Source organism: Deltaproteobacteria bacterium (assembly GCA_026712905.1).
GTDB lineage: Bacteria > Desulfobacterota > Binatia > UBA9968 > JAJDTQ01 > JAJDTQ01.
The window spans coordinates 1-1974 of sequence record JAPOPM010000183.1; the positions used below are offsets into that span (position 1 = coordinate 1).

The following is a 1974-nucleotide window of genomic DNA, read 5'->3' on the forward strand; positions in this document are numbered from 1 at the left end:
GGTTGACCTACAACCCGCGCTTCGCCGAATTGCTCGATCGGATCGACGAGTTCATCGCGGCGAATTCGTTCTGAGCTTCGCGCCGGGGTCCGGTGCGAGAGAGACGGGATCGACGCCCCGGCGTGCGGCCGTCAAGGTGACCGAACCCCAACAACCGATCCCAACCGTAGAGGCCACCGAACGTCTCGCCAGCCAATCGTCGACGCGACGAATCCCATATCATCCACCAGGCCGGCCGCAGAAATGCCGGCGCCGTTCCCTCGCCCTGCCCGCGTGTAGAAGTTCACGTTTCGGAGCGGACGTCGGGTCGCTCCACCGGATAGCCGAGGCCCTCGTAACCCCGGACGCGCCTCCCGGCCATGCGCCGGAGGGCCGCGACCTCCCCATCGCGGGCGTCGTCGACGTCTCGCGCCAACACGGCCTCCCCGTGTCCGACCGTTTCAGCAGGCCGCTTTACCGCACTCATGCAGGAACCGGGATCCTCGAGGGCGTGCTGCCCCTCAGTCATCGGCCTCGAACAGCCCAAGGAAGGCCGCCGTCCGTATGCCGGCAGCGCGATTGCCCCGCCCGACCGTTCATGCAGGCGCCCTTCCCCCGCCACCGCCGAGAACGTCCGCCCCGATGCTGTCCGCCACCCGCGTCGACGACGCCTTGATCGAATCCCGCGCCAGCTGCGCGTAGAGCGACGTCGTGTCGATCTTGTTGTGGCCCAACAACTTCCCGATCATCGACAGGCTCTCCCCCAGCGCCAACGCCCTGCTGGCAAAGGAATGGCGCAGGTCGTGGAGACGCACCTCCGGAAGCTCCGCCTCCTCCCGCACCCGCTCCCAGTAGTGGTTCAGGTCCGCCAGATGACGACCCCGCTTCGTGTCCGGGATCACCCACGGATTCCCGGCGATCCGAGGCACCTCTTCAAGCACCCGCCCCGCCGCGCGCGACAGCGGCACCAGCCGCGCCCCGCTCTTCGAGTCCCGCAGCCGAAGCTCCCGGACCCGCAGAAGCTGTTTCAAGCCGCGGAAGGCATCCTGAGGCCGCGCTCCGAAAGGCGTTGTAGTGATCGAGACGTAAGCCTTGAAACAATCTTGTTGACATCGACGCCGACTTCGTAATTACTCTTTGCCCGGCGGACGGTGCTGTTGCGACGGGCTTGCATTGGCAAACGCCGTTGGCCCGTCCGATCCAACGGAACCGCTCCTGCCCATTCCGGAAATGAACCGGCGGTTACTTCAGGACGCAACCCATCCCGAAGTAGGCGCTACGCCGTTGGACGAGAAGGGTGAGGCGTGGAGGGCTACCAGCGCGCGCTGTACGGCGTCGAGACGGTGGAGGGCAGTCCTGGTGCTTGCACCGGCTCGACCGCCAACAGCAATACGGGTTGTCGTTTTACTCCGACGAATATCAAGACGCAATTGAGCGTAGCAGGGTGGTAGGTGTCCCGGAGCGTTTGCGCGGACGGTTTAGACACGGAATCGAACGCCCTGCCGGTTGGTTGGTGCGGGCTGCGGCCGGCGACGCACCAAGTCGGTTCATGTTCAAGGTTGGAAGCTCGGAGTCTAGGAACTGGCAGGCGTGATCACGTCGAGGCGGCGGTGTGATGAATGTTCTGACCGACCCCGTTGTCTCGGTATCGGAGTCCGAACGCCTGTCCCTTCCCGCGCCGCTCGCGGCCATGAAGCTGTGGCGGACAATTGTAAATGGCAGCGGAAGCGCAACAGAACGACCAGATTCAAGCGAGTCTGGGGCCTCGAAGCCGGTGGTGATCAAATTACGGGGGTGCCAGAGCGGGCATTCCTTGGTGCCGTTGTCGACGCCCGTACCATGACCGCCAAAGCCCTTGCGCCCTTAGAAACACACTCGGTGCTCCTTCGTGCCGTTGCCCTATCCAATAAATCAATCTATTTTGGAAACGCAACACTAGTGTCACTGGGAGGCAATAGGGAAATGAGAAGACGAGACATCGGAATCAGGTCAAAA

At 63.6% G+C, this 1974-nt stretch carries 2 protein-coding genes; both read right to left on the reverse strand.

What is annotated here, in order from left to right:
• Positions 1 to 283: 283 nt before the first annotated feature.
• Entirely contained in the window at positions 284 to 415 is a 132-nt protein-coding gene (locus OXF11_15390) for a hypothetical protein (GenBank protein MCY4488476.1), read from the reverse strand.
• 160 nt (positions 416 to 575) lie between these two features.
• The gene (locus OXF11_15395) at positions 576 to 1010 is read right to left on the reverse strand and encodes a tyrosine-type recombinase/integrase (GenBank protein MCY4488477.1); all 435 of its coding nucleotides are present in this window, start codon (positions 1008 to 1010) and stop codon (positions 576 to 578) included.
• Between the last annotated feature and the right edge of the window lie 964 nt (positions 1011 to 1974).